The 14,771-nt window shown below is 74.4% G+C and carries 12 protein-coding genes, 2 pseudogenes and 3 riboswitches; of the genes and pseudogenes, 10 read left to right on the forward strand and 4 right to left on the reverse strand.

The window, feature by feature from the left end:
* Positions 1 to 59 precede the first annotated feature (59 nt).
* Positions 60 to 252: riboswitch (cobalamin riboswitch) on the forward strand.
* 190 nt (positions 253 to 442) lie between these two features.
* The 5 genes and pseudogenes from ACFRAR_RS36260 to ACFRAR_RS36280 all read left to right on the forward strand — a co-directional run.
* A complete protein-coding gene (locus tag ACFRAR_RS36260) occupies positions 443 to 1,942 on the forward strand; it encodes a CoA-acylating methylmalonate-semialdehyde dehydrogenase (RefSeq protein ID WP_380704253.1) in 1,500 nt (499 codons plus the stop codon).
* Positions 1,939 to 3,093, forward strand: coding sequence for an acyl-CoA dehydrogenase family protein (locus ACFRAR_RS36265; RefSeq protein ID WP_380704255.1), 1,155 nt, complete (start codon positions 1,939 to 1,941; stop codon positions 3,091 to 3,093). The genes ACFRAR_RS36260 and ACFRAR_RS36265 overlap by 4 nt, the downstream gene beginning before the upstream one ends.
* Positions 3,093 to 4,166: an enoyl-CoA hydratase/isomerase family protein gene (locus ACFRAR_RS36270; RefSeq protein ID WP_380704257.1), complete on the forward strand. Its 1,074-nt coding sequence runs from the start codon at positions 3,093 to 3,095 to the stop codon at positions 4,164 to 4,166. The genes ACFRAR_RS36265 and ACFRAR_RS36270 overlap by 1 nt, the downstream gene beginning before the upstream one ends.
* Complete coding sequence (mmsB, locus tag ACFRAR_RS36275) at positions 4,163 to 5,050, forward strand: 3-hydroxyisobutyrate dehydrogenase (RefSeq protein ID WP_380704259.1); 888 nt, start codon at positions 4,163 to 4,165, stop codon at positions 5,048 to 5,050. The genes ACFRAR_RS36270 and mmsB overlap by 4 nt, the downstream gene beginning before the upstream one ends.
* Positions 5,047 to 5,184 (forward strand): annotated as a pseudogene (locus ACFRAR_RS36280) (enoyl-CoA hydratase); the annotation flags it as partial. The gene mmsB and the pseudogene ACFRAR_RS36280, both read left to right, overlap by 4 nt.
* 113 nt (positions 5,185 to 5,297) lie before the next feature.
* Here ACFRAR_RS36280 and ACFRAR_RS36285 read toward each other — a convergent pair.
* Both ACFRAR_RS36285 and cobF read right to left on the reverse strand, forming a co-directional pair.
* The gene (locus ACFRAR_RS36285; protein ID WP_380704261.1) at positions 5,298 to 6,119 is read right to left on the reverse strand and encodes a S1 family peptidase; all 822 of its coding nucleotides are present in this window, start codon (positions 6,117 to 6,119) and stop codon (positions 5,298 to 5,300) included.
* A gap of 156 nt (positions 6,120 to 6,275) precedes the next feature.
* Positions 6,276 to 7,034 carry a precorrin-6A synthase (deacetylating) gene (gene cobF, locus ACFRAR_RS36290; RefSeq protein ID WP_380704263.1) on the reverse strand — a complete coding sequence of 253 codons (759 nt, stop codon included), beginning with the start codon at positions 7,032 to 7,034 and terminating at the stop codon, positions 6,276 to 6,278.
* Between the two features lie 146 nt (positions 7,035 to 7,180).
* Positions 7,181 to 7,355, forward strand: a riboswitch (cobalamin riboswitch).
* A 193-nt stretch (positions 7,356 to 7,548) separates the two neighbouring features.
* Here cobF and ACFRAR_RS36295 point away from each other — a divergent pair.
* The 3 genes from ACFRAR_RS36295 to thiI all read left to right on the forward strand — a co-directional run bounded on the left by ACFRAR_RS36295 (position 7,549) and on the right by thiI (position 12,295).
* A complete protein-coding gene (locus ACFRAR_RS36295; protein WP_380704265.1) occupies positions 7,549 to 7,998 on the forward strand; it encodes an acyl-CoA thioesterase in 450 nt (149 codons plus the stop codon).
* Positions 7,999 to 8,120: 122 nt separating this feature from the next.
* Positions 8,121 to 8,295, forward strand: a riboswitch (cobalamin riboswitch).
* A gap of 176 nt (positions 8,296 to 8,471) precedes the next feature.
* Positions 8,472 to 10,787, forward strand: coding sequence for a 5-methyltetrahydropteroyltriglutamate--homocysteine S-methyltransferase (gene metE / locus ACFRAR_RS36300; RefSeq protein WP_380704267.1), 2,316 nt, complete (start codon positions 8,472 to 8,474; stop codon positions 10,785 to 10,787).
* Positions 10,788 to 11,020: 233 nt separating this feature from the next.
* Positions 11,021 to 12,295, forward strand: a complete 1,275-nt coding sequence (gene thiI / locus ACFRAR_RS36305) for a tRNA uracil 4-sulfurtransferase ThiI (protein ID WP_380704269.1) — start codon at positions 11,021 to 11,023, stop codon at positions 12,293 to 12,295.
* 54 nt (positions 12,296 to 12,349) lie between these two features.
* Here the strand turns inward: thiI and ACFRAR_RS36310 are convergent.
* Positions 12,350 to 12,478 (reverse strand): annotated as a pseudogene (locus ACFRAR_RS36310) (citrate/2-methylcitrate synthase); the annotation flags it as partial.
* 119 nt (positions 12,479 to 12,597) lie between these two features.
* Between ACFRAR_RS36310 and ACFRAR_RS36315 the strand changes: the two are divergent.
* Positions 12,598 to 13,368 (forward strand): adenosylcobinamide amidohydrolase, encoded by a 771-nt coding sequence (locus ACFRAR_RS36315; RefSeq protein ID WP_380704271.1) that lies wholly within the window; start codon positions 12,598 to 12,600, stop codon positions 13,366 to 13,368.
* Here ACFRAR_RS36315 and ACFRAR_RS36320 read toward each other — a convergent pair.
* Positions 13,358 to 14,182, reverse strand: a complete 825-nt coding sequence (locus ACFRAR_RS36320; RefSeq protein WP_380704273.1) for an SDR family oxidoreductase — start codon at positions 14,180 to 14,182, stop codon at positions 13,358 to 13,360. The genes ACFRAR_RS36315 and ACFRAR_RS36320 overlap by 11 nt on opposite strands.
* A 99-nt stretch (positions 14,183 to 14,281) precedes the next feature.
* Between ACFRAR_RS36320 and ACFRAR_RS36325 the strand changes: the two genes are divergently transcribed.
* Entirely contained in the window at positions 14,282 to 14,701 is a 420-nt protein-coding gene (locus ACFRAR_RS36325; protein WP_380704275.1) for a MarR family winged helix-turn-helix transcriptional regulator, read from the forward strand.
* Positions 14,702 to 14,771 lie beyond the last annotated feature (70 nt).

Consider the following 14,771-nt stretch of genomic DNA (forward strand, 5'->3'; position numbering starts at 1 on the left):
GCCGCGGCGGCCGGTGCGCGGCCGTGCGCCGGGACTCGCGCGTGGACCTCTGGACTTACTAGGACGTCCAACTATATGGTCGACGGCAGGTCCGCGGTGTCAGGGAAGCCGGTGTGAGTCCGGCACGGTCCCGCCACTGTGACCGGGGAGTCCGTCCTCATGCGACAGGGGCCACTGGCAGCCAGCCGGGAAGGCCAGGGGGCGGGCGTGGATCCGGGAGTCAGGATACCGGCCGCGGGTGGTTCGTGTTTTCCACGAGGATGGAGACGACACGCATGACTCCGGGCCGCTGTTCCCGTTCCGCTGCCGTGCTCTCGACCGTCGGGGCCCATCGCCCCTGACGGTTCGTCAACTACTGCCCGTCGTAGGCCGACGCATCGGCACGCGTGCGCGGCGGTGCGCTCCATTCCTCCTCTCCCACCTCCGATGAGAGAAGGAACCGATGGTCCGTGAACTGACCCACTTCGTCGGCGGCAAGCACACCGCCGGGACGTCCGGCCGGTACGGGGACGTCTTCGACCCCAACACCGGCCGGGTGCAGGCCCGGGTGCCGCTGGCCGACCGGGCCGAGGTCGAGGCGGTGATCGCCGACGCGGCACAGGCGCAGCCCGAGTGGGCGGCCTGGAACCCGCAGCGGCGGGCCCGGGTGCTGCTGCGCTTCCTGCGACTGGTCGAGCGGGAGAAGGAGGAACTCGCCCGGCTGCTCTCCGCCGAGCACGGCAAGACCGTGGCCGACGCCCACGGGGACATCCAACGCGGCCTGGAGGTCGTGGAGTTCGCCGCCGGCATCCCGCACCTGCTGAAGGGCGAGTTCAGCGACAACGCCGGCACCGGCATCGACGTGTACTCGATGCGCCAGCCGCTGGGCGTGGTCGCGGGCATCACCCCGTTCAACTTCCCGGCGATGATCCCGCTCTGGAAGACCGCACCCGCGCTGGCCTGCGGCAACGCCTTCGTGCTCAAGCCCTCCGAGCGCGACCCCTCGGTGCCGCTGCGGCTGGCCGAACTGTTCCTGGAGGCCGGGCTGCCGCCGGGCGTGCTCAACGTGGTCAACGGCGGCAAGGAGGCCGTGGACACCCTGCTGGAGGACCCGCGCGTCCAAGCCGTCGGCTTCGTCGGATCGACGCCGATCGCGCAGTACGTGTACGCCACCGCCGCCGCGCACGGGAAGCGGGCGCAGTGCTTCGGCGGCGCCAAGAACCACCTGATCGTGATGCCGGACGCCGATCTCGACCAGGCCGCCGACGCGCTGATCGGCGCCGGGTACGGCTCGGCCGGCGAGCGGTGCATGGCGATCTCGGTGGCCGTCCCGGTGGGGGAGGTGACCGCGGACGCCCTGGTGGCCAAGCTGGTCGAGCGGATCGCCGCGCTGAAGGTCGGCCGCTCGGACGACCCGGCGGCGGACTTCGGCCCGCTGGTCGGCGCCGACGCGCTCGCCCGGGTCCGCGGCTACCTGGACACCGGCGTCGAGGAGGGCGCCGAACTCGTCGTGGACGGACGTGACTTCACCCTGGAGGGCCACGAGGGCGGCTACTTCCTGGGCGCCTCGCTGTTCGACCGGGTCACCCCCGGCATGCGGATCCACCGCGAGGAGATCTTCGGCCCGGTGCTCACCGTGGTCCGCGCCGCCGACTACGAGGAGGCGCTGCGGCTGCCCAGCGAGCACGAGTTCGGCAACGGCGTGGCCATCTACACCCGGGACGGCGACACCGCCCGGGACTTCGCCCGCCGGGTGAACACCGGCATGGTCGGGGTCAACGTGCCGATCCCGGTGCCGATCGCCCACCACACCTTCGGCGGCTGGAAGCGCTCCGCCTTCGGCGACCTCAACCAGCACGGGCCGGACTCGATCCGCTTCTACACCCGCACCCGGACCGTCACCTCGCGCTGGCCCTCCGGGGTCAAGGAGGGCGCGAGCTTCACCATGCCGACGATGGGGTGAACGCCGTGCACACCAATGACCTGACGGATGATCAGTTCGCCATCGTGGCCGCCGTCCGGGACTTCGCGGCCGGCTGCCTGGCACCGTACGCGGTGGAGTGGGACCAGACCAAGCACTTCCCGGTGGACGTCCTGCGCAAGGCCGCCGGGCTCGGCCTGGGCGGCGTGTACGTCCGCGAGGACGCGGGTGGCTCCGAACTCACCCGCGCCGACGGCGTGCTGGTCTTCGAGGCGCTGGCGACCGGCTGCCCGTCCATCGCCGCCTACCTGTCCATCCACAACATGGTCGGCTGGATGATCGACCGGTACGGCAGCCAGGCCCAGCGCGCCCGGTGGCTGCCCGCGCTCTGCTCGGCCGAACACCTCGGCAGCTACTGCCTGACCGAGCCGGGCGCGGGCTCGGACGCCGCCGCGCTCACCACCCGGGCCCGCCAGGACGGCGACCACTGGGTGCTGGACGGCGTCAAGCAGTTCATCTCCGGCGCGGGCGCCGCCCAGGTGTACGTCGTGATGGCGCGCACCGGCGGTCCGGGGGCGCGCGGAGTCTCCGCGTTCGTCGTCGAACGGGACGACGCCGGGGTCTCGTTCGGGCCGAACGAGAAGAAGATGGGCTGGAACGCCCAGCCCACCCGGCAGGTGCTGCTGGACGGCGTCCGGCTGCCCGCCGACCGGCTGCTCGGCGGGGAAGGCGAGGGCTTCCGGATCGCCATGAGCGGGCTGAACGGCGGGCGCCTCGGCATCGCCGCCTGCTCCCTCGGCGGCGCGCAGGACGCCCTGGAGCGGGCCACCGGCTACCTCGCGGACCGCGAGGCGTTCGGCGCCCGGCTGCTGCACGCCCAGGCCCTCCAGTTCCGGCTGGCCGACATGGCGACCGAGCTGGAAGCGGCCCGCTCGCTGCTGTGGCGGGCGGCGACCGCCCTGGACCGGGGCGACCCCCGGGCGCCGCAGCTGTGCGCGATGGCCAAGCGGTACGCCACCGACACCGGTTTCGAAGTCGCCAACGCCGCGCTCCAACTCCACGGCGGCTACGGCTACCTGGCCGAGTACGGCATCGAGAAGACCGTCCGCGACCTGCGGGTGCACCAGATCCTGGAAGGAACCAACGAGATCATGCGCGTCATCGTCGCCCGCGGCCTGACGGGGGCCGCGTGATGGCCGGCCGGGAGCCCGACGAGGTCATCGTCCAGCGCGAGGGCCGCACCGGCCTGCTCGTCCTCAACCGGCCGGCGGCCCTGAACGCCCTCACCCACACCATGGTGCGACGGATGTCCGAGGCCCTGGAGGCGTGGGAGCGGGACGACCGGGTCGAGACCGTCGTCGTCAGCGGGGCCGGTGAGCGGGCCTTCTGCGCGGGCGGCGACATCGTGGCCATCCACCGCGCCGCCACCGGCGGGGACCCGGGCGCCGTCGAGGAGTTCTGGCGGGACGAGTACCGCCTCAACGCCCGGATCGCCCGCTACCCCAAGCCCTACGTCGCGCTGATGGGCGGCATCGTGATGGGCGGCGGCGTCGGCGTCTCCGCCCACGGCAGCGTCCGGATCGTCACCGAGACGACCCGGGTCGCCCTGCCGGAGGCCGGCATCGGCTTCGTCCCCGACGTCGGCGGCACCTACCTGCTCGCGCTCGCCCCCGGCGAGCTCGGCACCCACCTCGCCCTGACCGCCGGCTCCGTCGGCGCCGCTGACGCGCTGCTGTGCGGGCTCGCCGACCACTTCGTGTCCGCCGAGCGGCTCCCGGCGCTGCTGGACGACCTGGCCGAGCTGACCGTGCACGACGCGCTGCGCCGACACGTCGGGGCCTCGCCGGGCGGCGTGCTGGCCGGGCAGCGCGGCTGGATCGACCACTGCTACGCGGCCGGCACGGTGGAGGAGATCCTCGACCGCCTCCGGGACAGCGGGGAGCCCGAGGCGAAGAAGGCCGCGGACCGGATCACCGCCAACTCCCCGACCGCGGTGAAGGCCACGCTGACCGCGCTGCGCCGGGCCCGCTCGGTCGGCCCGCTGGAGGCGGTGCTGGACCAGGAGTACCGCACCTCCTGCGCGGCGCTCGCCACGCCGGACCTCGCCGAGGGCATCCGGGCTCAGGTGATCGACAAGGACCGGTCGCCACGCTGGCGCCCGGCGGCGCTGAACGCCGTCGAACCCGCCGCGGTGGCCCGCTACTTCGCCCCGCTCGGCGAGCGTGAACTCGGGCTCGCCGCCACCTCACCCCTGGAGCGCTGGTGACCCACAGCATCGGATTCGTCGGACTGGGCAACATGGGCGGCCCGATGGCCGCCAACCTGGTCAAGGCCGGGCACCGGGTGACCGGCTACGACCTGTCGGACGTGGCCCGGGACCGGGCGGCCGGGCACGGCGTGACCGTGGCCGGCTCGGCCGCGGCGGCGGTGGCGGCGGCCGAGGCGGTCGTCACCATGCTCCCGGCCGGACGCCATGTCCTGGAGACCTACCGGGAGTTGACGGAGGCGGCGCCCAGTGGCGCGCTGTTCGTGGACTGCTCCACCATCGCGGTCGGCGACGCCCGGATCGCCGCCGACCTCGCCCGCACCGCCGGACACCGGGCGGTGGACGCGCCGGTCTCCGGCGGGGTGCCCGGGGCCGAGGCCGCGAGCCTGACCTTCATGGTGGGCGGCTCCGACGGCGAGTTCGCCGAGGTGGAGCCGGTGTTGGCGGCCATGGGCCGCAAGGTGGTGCACTGCGGCCCGGCCGGTGCCGGGCAGGCCGCGAAGCTCTGCAACAACATGATCCTCGGGGTGTCGATGATCGCGGTGAGCGAGGCCTTCGTCCTCGGGGAGAGCCTGGGGCTCAGTCACCAGGCCCTCTTCGATGTCGCCGCCACCGCCTCCGGCCAGTGCTGGGCACTCACCACCAACTGCCCGGTCCCCGGGCCGGTCCCGGCCAGCCCGGCGAACCGGGAGTACGCGGCCGGGTTCGCCGCCGCCCTGATGGCCAAGGACCTCGGGCTGGCCGCCGACGCCGCCACCGCCTGCGCCGTCCCGGCCGAATTCGGGCGCCGGGCAGCGGAGTCGTACGCCGCCTTCGCCCAGGGCGAGGCGGGCGGGCTGGACTTCTCCGCGATCATCACCACCCTGAGGGAGGACGGCGAGTGACCGGCTACGAGACGATCCCGGCCGAGCGCAGGGGGCGGGTGGGGCTGATCACGCTCGACCGGCCGAAGGTGCTCAACGCGCTCAACACCCGGCTGATGACCGAAATCGTGGCAGCGTTCGCGGCCTGGGACCGGGGATGACGGCCTTCGCCGAGAGGCGCCCGCCGGAGTTCACCGACCGCTGACGGTGTCGCCCGGGTGCGCCGCCCCACCTCCGGGGCGGCGCGCCGCGCGCGGGTCGTAGCGGGTCAGCTGTTCGCGCGGACGGTCGCGCGGATCCAGTCGGCGAAGGCGGGTGCGCTGCTGTAGAGGCCGGGGCCGGAGGCGCACGGGACATGCCCGCCGATGCCCGGGCCGGAGGTGACGCCGATGAGTTCCCACCGCCCGCCCCGGCCGCGCTGGATCTGCGGCCCGCCGGAGTCGCCGAAGCAGGCCATCGCCCGCGGGACCCGGCTGACGGTGCACAGCCGGGTGGGGTCGGCGTAGCCCGGGTCGCACTCGGATTCGGCCGCCCGGCGGGTGTCCAGCTGCTGGAGGTGGTCGGGGAACCGCAGGCCGCCGAGATCGTCGGTGTCGACGACGGTGCCGAAGCCGAGCAGCCGGGTCGGGGTGCCGGGGACACCGGGCCGCTCGGCGACGGGAACGGGCCGTTCCTTCACCGGGCGGTCCAGACGGATCAGCGCGACGTCGTTCAGGTTGGGCCCGGCGCCCCCTCCCTGCCGGTAGCCGGGGTGGGTGAACGTGCCGGCGACGGCGCGGACGGTGCCGCCGGACCTGCGCTCGGAGCTGCCGATCCGGACGGTCCCGGTGGGCGTGACCAGGTTCGGGTCGACGCAGTGGGCCGCCGTCAGCACCCACTGGCGGTCGATCAACGAGGCACCGCAGACGCCGTCGTCCAGGCCCGGGGCCGACACCGGGACCGAGGCCATGAACGGATAGCGCTGCGTGGCGTCCGTCCCGTTGACGATCGCCCCGGCACTGCCGACCGTCACGGCGGTGAGTCCCACGGCGAGCACGGAGACGGCCGCGACGCGGGCCGCGCGACGCCGTACGGGGTTCCGACTGAACATCAGACATCCTCCTTGGAACCGGAGTTTCCGGATGCCTTCAGCCTTGCTCTCCAAGATCCACCGGGCCATCAGGGCAGCGGGTGCGAGGACGGTGGGGATATCCCCCCGAGGGGGCGGGAGGGAACCTCCCGCCCCGCTCGCCGGTGCCGCGTCCGGTCAGTCGCCCGAGCGCCGGAGCAGGTAGGTGTCCATGATCCAGCCCTTGCGCTCGCGGGCCCGCTCCCGCACCTCGCGGATCCGCGGGGCGGTCTCGGCGAGCGGCCCGGAGACCAGCACCTCGTCGGGGGTGCCGAGGTAGGCGCCGTAGTGGATGTCCAGCCCCTCGGGGTCGATCTCGGTGAAGGCGGCCCGGCCGTCGAGCATCACCACCACGTCGTCCACCCCCTCGGGAAACCCCTCGGCCAGGCGGCGCCCGGTGGTGATCTGCACCGGGCGGCCGACCCTGGTCAGCGTGGTGCGGTGCCGGGCGGCGAGCGCGGACACGCTGCTGATGCCCGGGACCACCTCGTACTCGAACGGCGCCCCGCCCCGGGCCGACACGTCCTCCACCACCGCGATGACGCTGTCGTAGAGGGCCGGGTCGCCCCAGACCAGGAACGCGGCGCGCTCGTCCGGGCCGAGGTGTTCGGCGACCAGACGCTCGACCAGGTCGGCGCGGCGCACCCGCCAGTCGTCCACGGCGGCCGCGTACGCGGGGGTGGTGCGGTCGCGCTCCGCGTCCGGCACCTCGACCACGCGGTGCCCGGGCCGGCCGTGGTCGGCCAGCATCCGGCGGCGCAGCCGGATCAGGTCCTGTCGCTCCTCGCTCTTGTCGAGGACGAAGAAGACGTCGGTGCGGGCGATCGCCTTGACCGCCTGCAGGGTGAGGTGGTCGGGGTCGCCCGCGCCGATGCCGATGACGTAGATGTGCCGCATGGGGACATTCTGCCGTCCGCCCGGGCGCGCGGCCCCAGGGGTCGTGCGTGGACCGACCGAAGAGGTGGGCGGTGGCCGTGAGCTGCGCGGATGGACGTAAGCTGGCGGGGCAGCTGGTTCGCCCCGCCCGCCAGGCGGGGCGTCGCAAGAGGGAACCCGGTGACGCCTTTCGACTGGCCGGTCCGGGACCGCCCCGCAGCGGTGAGCGGGAGCGACCGCCGTCCCGTGCACCGGGCCCGGCAACGGGGCCGGGAAGCGACGGCCGGTGGGCGTCCGTCCCCGGTTCCGGCCGGGAGGGCGTGCCCGCGAGTCCGAAGACCTGCCGCTGCCCGCGTGCCGTGGTGGCCCGCGGTCCCACCACGACCCCGAGTCGGGCCGACGGTGCGGGTGGACCGTATACGGACGGCTGCCCGCTCCTCGGCACGCCCGGGGCGCGCGACCTCACGAAGGAGAGTTCCGTGCAGCGGAACGCCGACCACGGTTCCCACGGCGCCATGACGGGCGGGCCGTCGCTGTGACCAGTCCCTCCGTCCTCTCCCGCACCCCGGCCGACTCGGCGGTCACCCTCGCGCACATCATGAGCGACCACGACACCAACCTCTACGGGACGGTGCACGGCGGCGTGATGATGAAGCTGATCGACGACGCGGCGGCCGCCGCCGCGGGCCGGCACGCCGGCGTTCCCGCGGTCACCGTCTCGGTCCGGGAGATGTCGTTCCTGGCGCCCGTCAAGGCGGGGGACCTCCTCACCGTCCGCGCCCGGGTCGGCCGCGCCGGGCGGACCTCGATGGACGTGTCGGTGGTGGTGACCTCGGAGCGGTGGAACCTCGCCGGGCCCGTCACCAGGGTGGCGACGGCGCAACTGGTCTTCGTGGCGGTCGACTCCGAGGGCAAGCCCCACCCGGTACCGGAACTGGCCCCGGAGGGCGACGCCGACCGGCCGCTCGGGGGCTCGGCCGAGTAGCCGCGCGCGGCCGCGACGTCTCACCATGCAGACGCCTTTCGAGATTTCCGCCTCGGCCACGGTGGTTTGCCCCTAAGCTGGCGGCGCAGCTGGTTCGCCCCGCCCGCCAGGCGGGGCGTCGCAAGAGGGAACCCGGTGACGCCTTTCGACTGGCCAGTCCGGGACTGCCCCGCAGCGGTGAGTGGGAACGACCGCCGTCATACGCACTGGACCCGGGACGGGTCTGGGAAGCGACGGCCAGTAGGTGTCCACCCCTGGTTCAGGCCGGGGAGGGCGCGCCCGCGAGTCCGAAGACCTGCCACTGCCCGTGCGCGACCGTTCGCGCGCGGCCATCCGGTGACCTCGTGGGCGGGTCGGCGACCATACCGGGCGGAGCCGTGCACGGGTGCGGACGTCCGTCAGGTCCGTCATCCCTTCGCGTCCTCGTGCCGTCACCGGGCACTTGAGGATTCAGGCTCGCGAAGGAGAGTCCCTTGACAGCGAAGTCCGCAGCCGCGGCGTCCGTGGCCACCGCGTACGGCTACCCCCGGCAGGGCCGTCACCGGGAACTGAAGAAGGCGATCGAGGGGTACTGGAAGGGCACGGTCACGGCCGAGGCGTTGCTGGCCACCGCCGCCGAGCTGCGCCGGACGAACTGGGCGCAGTCCGCCGAGGCCGGGGTGGCGGAGGTGCCGACCGGCGACTTCTCCCTCTACGACCACGTGCTGGACACCACCGTGGCGGTCGGCGCGATCCCCGCGCGGCACCGGGAGGCCGTCGACGCCGACCCGCTGGACGGGTACTTCGCGATGGCGCGCGGCACCCAGGACGTCGCACCGCTGGAGATGACCAAGTGGTTCGACACCAACTACCACTACCTGGTGCCGGAGTTGGGCCCGGACACGGTGTTCGTCGCGAACCCGGCCAAGGCCGTCGCCGAGTTCGAGGAGGCCCTCGCGCTCGGCCACACCGCCCGGCCGGTGCTGGTGGGGCCGGTGACCTACCTGCTGCTGGCCAAGCCGGCCCCCGGGGTGGCGGCCGACTTCCAGCCGATCACCCTGCTGGACCGGCTGCTGCCGGTCTACGCGGAACTGCTCGCCGCGCTGAAGGACGCCGGTGCCGAGTGGACGCAGCTGGACGAGCCCGCGCTGGTGCAGGACCGCACCCCGGCGGAGCTGAACGCGGCCGCCCGCGCCCTCCGTGAGCTGGGCGCCCTCACCGAGCGGCCCAAGCTGCTGGTCGCGAGCTACTTCGACCGGCTCGGCGAGGCGCTGGCGGTGCTGGCCAAGTCCCCGGTCGAGGGTCTGGCGCTGGACTTCACCGGCCCCGCCGCCGCGAACCTGGAGGACCTCGCCGCGGTGGGCGGGCTGCCCGGCAAGCGGCTGGTGGCCGGGGTGATCGACGGCCGCAACATCTGGATCAACGACCTGGAGAAGTCCCTCGCGACCCTGGCCACCCTGCTGGGCCTCGCGGACACCGTCGACGTGGCGCCGGCCTGCTCGCTGCTGCACGTGCCGATCGACGCCGCCGCCGAGCGCGACATCGACCCGCAGATCGCGCGCTGGCTGGCCTTCGCCAAGCAGAAGGCGCGCGAGGCCGCCCTGCTCGCCCGGGCCCTGCGCGAGGGCACCGGCGCCGTCACGGCCGAGCTCGCCGCCAACCGCGCCGACCTCGCCTCCCGCGTCAACTCCCCGATCACCCACGACCCGGCGGTCCGCGCCCGGGCCGCCGCCGTCACCGCCGACGACACCCGCCGCGCCCAGGCCTACCCTCGGCGGGCCGAGGCCCAGCACGCCCGGCTCGGCCTGCCGCTGCTGCCGACCACCACCATCGGCTCCTTCCCGCAGACCACCGAACTGCGCATCGCACGCGCCGACCTGAACGCCGGGAGGATCGACGCGGCGGCCTACCGGGAGCGGATGGAGGCCGAGGTCCGCGAGGTCATCGCCTACCAGGAGAAGGCCGGTCTGGACGTCCTGGTGCACGGCGAGCCCGAGCGCAACGACATGGTCCAGTACTTCGCCGAGCAGCTCACCGGCTACCTGGCCACCCGGCACGGCTGGGTGCAGTCCTACGGCACCCGGTACGTTCGCCCGCCGGTCCTGGCCGGAGACATCTCCCGCCCGCACCCGATGACCACCGAGTGGTTCGGCTACGCGCAGGGCCTGACCCGGCGCCCGGTCAAGGGCATGCTGACCGGCCCGGTCACCATGCTCGCCTGGTCCTTCGTCCGCGACGACCAGCCGCAGGCCGACACCGCCCGACAGGTCGCCCTCGCCCTGCGGGACGAGGTCACCGACCTGGAGGCGGCGGGCGCGGCCGTCGTCCAGGTGGACGAGCCGGCGCTGCGCGAGACCCTCCCGCTGCGCGCCGCCGCCCGCCCGGCCTACCTGGACTGGGCCACCGAGGCCTTCCGGCTGGCCACCTCGGGCGTGCGGGCGGACACCCAGATCCACACCCACATGTGCTACGCCGAGTTCGGCGCCGTCATGACGGCGATCGACGAGCTCGACGCGGACGTCATCTCCCTGGAGGCGACCCGCTCGCACATGGAGGTGGCCGGCGAACTCGCCGAGGCGGGCTACCCGCGTGAGGTCGGCCCCGGCGTCTGGGACATCCACTCCCCGCGGGTGCCCAGCACCGAGGAGGCCGTCGAGCTGCTGCGGGCCGGTCTCGCGGCGATCCCCGCCGAGCGGCTCTGGGTCAACCCCGACTGCGGGCTGAAGACCCGCGGCTGGCCGGAGACCCGCGCCTCCCTCGACAGCCTGGTCGGCGCGGCCCGGGTGCTGCGCGAGGAACTGGCGGGCTGACGGAGGCCGGCTGACGGGAGCGGGGCGGGCGCCGCGCCCACCCCCCGCCCCCCCCCGGGGGGGGGGGGGGGGGCCCGCCCCCCCCCGCGCCCCCCCCCCCCGGCGACCGTGCGCCGGCGACTCGCGCCCAGGTGGGTGCCCCCGGCAGCAGGCCCCCCGCGGCTCCCGCCGCGGTCCGTCCGGCACGATGGATGGTGCCGACGACACCGAAACGACGACACTGGGACTTCCGGATGGACCACCCGACCGACGACACCCGCCTGCCCGCTCCGCGCGGCGGCACCGAACCCTACGGCCACTGCGTGCTCCTCAAGCACGGCGAGGTCGCCCTGAAGGGCCGCAACCGGCGCGCGTTCGTGAAGCGCCTGGAGGACAACCTGCGGTCGGCGCTGCGCGGGGTGGGCGGCTCCACCTGGATCCGAACCCCGCACAGCCTCACCGTGCTCGGCGGACAGGTGCCCGTCGAGGCCCTGGTCGAGAGGGCACGCACCGTGATCGGCTTCAGCTCCGTGGAGCCGGCGCTGCGCGTGCCCAGCACGATGGAGTCGATCGAGGCGAACGGGCTGGAGGTGCTGCGGGCCGCGTGCGCGGGGCGGGCCGCCACCGGTTTCGCCGTGCGCGCCAAGCGGCGCGACAAGGCCTTCCCGCTGACCTCCTCCCAGCTGGAGCGGGAGCTCGGCGCCCTGCTCCAGCCGCGGGTGCCCGGCCTGCGGGTGGACCTGACCGCGCCCGACGTCACCCTGTCCGTGGAGATCGACCGCCACGAGACCTTCCTCTCCGCCGAGCGCCACCCCGGACTGAGCGGGCTGCCGGTGGGCTCCAGCGGCCGCGCCCTGGTGCTGCTGTCCGGCGGGTACGACTCGCCGGTGGCCGCCCACCGGGCCATGCGGCGCGGCCTGGCCTGCGACTTCGTGCACTTCAGCGGCGCGCCTTACACCAACCCCGCGTCGGTGTACAAGGCCTACGCCTTGGCCCGCGAACTCAACCGCTACCAGCCGCCCGGCGCCCTGCACGTCATCGCGCTCGGCAAGGCCCAGAAGCAGCTGGCCATCGCGGGCGCCGGACGGCTCCAGGTGGTCGCCCAGCGCCGGCTCATGGTCCGCACCGCCTCGGCGCTGGCCGCCGCCACCGGAGCGCAGGCGCTGGTGACCGGCGACAGCCTGGGGCAGGTGGCGAGCCAGACCCTGGCCAACATGGCCGCGGTGGACCAGGCGGCCACCCTGCCGGTGCTGCGCCCGCTGGTCGGCTGGGAGAAGCAGGAGATCATCGACCAGGCCAGGGCGCTCGGCACGGCCGAGATCTCCGTGCTGCCGGACGAGGACTGCTGCAGTCTGCTCGCCCCGCCGGAGGTCACCACCGGGGCGCGGATCGGCCACCTGCGGGCCGTGGAGCAGCGCCTCGACCTGGACGAGCTGGTCGAGGCGCTGCTGGAGAACGTGCAGGTGACGCGGCCCGGGCAGGAGGAGGACCAGGCGCCGCCCGTCGGCACCTGCGCCCTGCCCTCCTGACCTGCTCCGCCGTGCCGACCCCCGCCGTGGAGGCTCCGATACGGAGGTCGCTACGTGCAGCGGGCCCTTGAGCGCGCCGATCGCGGCGGTGACGGCACTGCAGAGGTCGGACAGGGCGGAGGTGACGACCCGGGCGATGAAGGTGGAGGCGTTGAAGCCGTGCTCCGCGTGGAGCACCAGGGAGGTCGGGGGCCGGGCGGCCGTCGTCCTCGGCCGGGTCCTCGGCGCCGAAGAAGCGCGGGGGAGCGGCTGGCGGTCGACCCGGACCGGCGCACCAGGGTGCCGTATCCGGTGGAAGGGGAGTGGTCGTGAACGACGTCGGGGTGCGGGTGGAGCGGGCCGCGCGGGCGGAGGACGGCGCCTGCCGCCACCTGCTGCTGTGGCGGGCCGGGCCCGGCTGGCGGATGGTCAGCAGCGCGGTGCTCGGCGGCGGGCTCGGGGAGCGTGCCTGGGTGCTCAACGCCCAGGTGCGGCCGGGCTATTCGCGGATGGACCCGGCCGGGCACCTGGCCGAACTGGCCGCCGGGCAGGGGCTGGTGGGCCCGGGTGTCGGGCTGATGACGGCGGCCGAGGTGGACGACTGCACCCGGGCCGAGGACGGCGGTGTCACCGCGCTGGTCACCGCCGGGATCGGGGTCGCGCTCTGGGCGGCCGACCCGGCCGCGGCGGCGGTCGCGTACCGGCCCGGGACGATCAACATCCTGGCCGTGGTGCCGGCCGCCGTCGAGGACGCCGGTCTGGTGAACCTGCTGGCCACCGCGACCGAGGCCAAGGTCCAGGCGCTGCTGGACGCCGGCTACGACTGCTCGGGCACCCCGTCCGACGCGGTCTGCGTGGCCGTCCGCGCCCCCGGCGCGGGCACCCCGGGCGACCCGTTCGGCGGCCCGCGCTCGGTCTGGGGCTCCCGGCTGGCCCGCGCCGTCTACCGGGCGGTGCGCGAGGGCGCCGAACTCGACCGCGAACGCCGGGCCGAGGGGCCTGCGGTGGCGCACCCGGCGACGCTGCCCGGCTGTCGCGTCCCGGACGTGTGCGAGGCCCGGCCCGGCGTCGCGGCCCGGGTGGTCACGCGCTGACCCAGCCGGCCGTCAGGCCCTGCACGGCCGAGCCGTCGAGGTCCTTGAGCTTGATCCCGGCGAAGCCCCGGGCGGCGCCGGAGGTGAGCAGCCGGAAGGCGGGGCGCTCGGCGGTGAGCAGGCCGAGGATCCGGTCGGCCACCTCCGCCGCCGGCTGCGCGTCGGCGAAGGCGGCGCGGGTGCGGTCGAGGTAGGCGGTCAGCGCCGGGGCGTACGGGCCGGCCTGCTCGACGGCGTCGTCCGCGAGGCCCACGTTGCGGACGAACTCGCTGGCCACCGCGCCCGGTTCGACGACGCTGACGGACACGCCGGTGGTGGCCGCGACCGGTGCGAGCGACTCCATGAAGCCCTCGACCGCGAACTTGGCGGCGCAGTAGGCCTCGTTGAACGGCTGGCCGACCACGCCGCCGACGCTGGTCACGGTCAGCAGGCGGCCCCTGCTCGCCCGGAGCAGGGGCAGGGCGGCCTTGGTGACGTTCAGCACCCCGAAGAAGTTGACCTCCATGACGGCGCGGACGTCGTCCAGGCCCTCCCGCTCCAGGGTGCCGACGTGGCCCGCGCCGGCGTTGTTGACCAGCGCGTCCAGCCGGTCCAGGCCGGCCAGGCAGGCGGCGACCGAGTCGGGCTCGGTCACGTCCAGCGCCCGGACGTCGACGCCCACCCCGGCCTCCTCGGCGGCGGCCAGCAGTGGGCCGGCCTTCGCGGTGTCGCGCATGGTGGCGATCACCTGCCAGCCGCCGCGTGCGGCGGCGACGGCGGTGGCCAGGCCGATGCCGGAGGAGGTGCCGGTGATCAGGACGGTCTTGTCGCTCATCGCGCTGTACTCCATACACTTATGGACCATAACCAATATGGCTCATAACTATGTGGCCTGATATTTCAGGCTGTCAAGCACCCCGATACCCTGGTCGCCATGCCCCACCCATCGGATGACCTCACCCAGGAGATCGTCGGACTCTTCGCGGCGATCAACCGGCGCTACGGCAGGGAGTCCGAGGCCGCCGCCGCGGTCCACGACCTCACCGCGACGCAGGCCAAGGCGCTGCAGGCCGCCGAATCGCCGGTCCCGACCCGCCGGATCGCCGAGAAGCTGCACGCGGAGCCGTCCAACGTGACGGTGATCGTCGACCGGCTGGAGTCCCGGGGCCTGGTCGAGCGCAGCGTCGATCCGGGCGACCGCCGCGTCAAGCGGGTCGCCGCCACCGCCACCGGCCGCGAGGTCGTCGCCGACCTGCGCGCCCGGACGCCCTTCGCCGGTGATCCGCTGGTCCGGCTGAGCGCCGACCAGCGCGAGTCGCTGCGCGAACTGCTGCGACTCGTCCTGGACGCATGACGAGCGGCCCCCGGACGGGTCGTCCGGGGGCCGCTCGTCACCGGGTTCAGCCGCCGTAGCGGAGCGAGAC

The organism is Kitasatospora sp. NPDC056651 (assembly GCF_042792155.1).
Classification (GTDB): Bacteria; Actinomycetota; Actinomycetes; order Streptomycetales; family Streptomycetaceae; genus Kitasatospora.

Excerpts from the sequence above, each read along its gene's own strand:
- ACFRAR_RS36260 (WP_380704253.1), top strand. The coding sequence starts at position 443 with ATGGTCCGTGAACTGACCCACTTCGTCGGCGGCAAGCACACCGCCGGG.
- ACFRAR_RS36270 (WP_380704257.1), top strand. The coding sequence starts at position 3,093 with ATGGCCGGCCGGGAGCCCGACGAGGTCATCGTCCAGCGCGAGGGCCGC.
- ACFRAR_RS36285 (WP_380704261.1), bottom strand. The coding sequence starts at position 6,119 with ATGTTCAGTCGGAACCCCGTACGGCGTCGCGCGGCCCGCGTCGCGGCC.
- cobF (WP_380704263.1), bottom strand. The coding sequence starts at position 7,034 with ATGCGGCACATCTACGTCATCGGCATCGGCGCGGGCGACCCCGACCAC.
- thiI (WP_380704269.1), top strand. The coding sequence starts at position 11,021 with ATGGACCACCCGACCGACGACACCCGCCTGCCCGCTCCGCGCGGCGGC.
- ACFRAR_RS36320 (WP_380704273.1), bottom strand. The coding sequence starts at position 14,182 with ATGAGCGACAAGACCGTCCTGATCACCGGCACCTCCTCCGGCATCGGC.
- ACFRAR_RS36325 (WP_380704275.1), top strand. The coding sequence starts at position 14,282 with ATGCCCCACCCATCGGATGACCTCACCCAGGAGATCGTCGGACTCTTC.